Source organism: Flaviaestuariibacter terrae, from assembly GCF_054777635.1.
In genome coordinates, this window is sequence record NZ_BAAHAL010000013.1 from 1 (window position 1) to 700 (window position 700).

General features: G+C 65.6%; 1 protein-coding gene. It reads right to left on the minus strand.

Going from position 1 to position 700, the window contains the following annotated elements:
• A partial coding sequence (locus tag ACYU7Z_RS16380) for an HNH endonuclease signature motif containing protein (RefSeq protein ID WP_460572437.1) occupies positions 1-700 on the minus strand: 700 nt, incomplete at both ends.

Sequence of the window (700 nt, forward strand, 5' to 3'; positions counted from 1 at the left end):
CTCGTCGTCGTGTCCGACTGGCCAGATGCCTTCGGTTTTGAGCATGTGGTGGAGTTTGCATCTGGGTTTGAGGTTATCCAGTGCGGTTTTCCCGCCGTGTGCCCAGGGTGTGACGTGGTCGATTTCGCAGGACCACGAGGATCGGTTGCAGCCGGGATGGATGCAGGTGGGGTTGGTGATCCGGACCCAGTCCTGCAGGTGTTTGGGCGGCCGGTATCTGTTCCTGCCGACACTGAGTACTGCACCGGTTTCGGGGTGGACCAGGATCCGGGTGAAACTTGGGGCGTGTGCGGCGAGGTTCCGGGCGGTTTCCGGGTCGATCGGACCGTACCCTTCCAACAACCCGTTCTCGCAACCCGCCACATCCGGTGCGTTGCTGTCTGGGTTCGGCGCCGTCCCAGCGGGTTCCGCCATGCCGGCGTCCTCGCGCTGCTGTTGCCAGTCTTTTCGTTGGTGTCCGAGGAGGGTCATGACGGGGACGGTGACGAACACGGAAGCGCCGACCCCGCGGTACCCGGTGCCCCGCTTGGGGTCGCCGGTGCAGGTGTGGGTGAGGACATCAGCGAACACATCGGCCCGGAGTTGGGACAGGGTGCGTCCCTCGTCCGGGCCCTGAAGCGAACGTGCCGCTGCGTCGACCCGGTTGAAGATCCCGTGCGCCTGCTCCGCGGGCAGGTACGCGCTGAGCCAGGCCATGCCG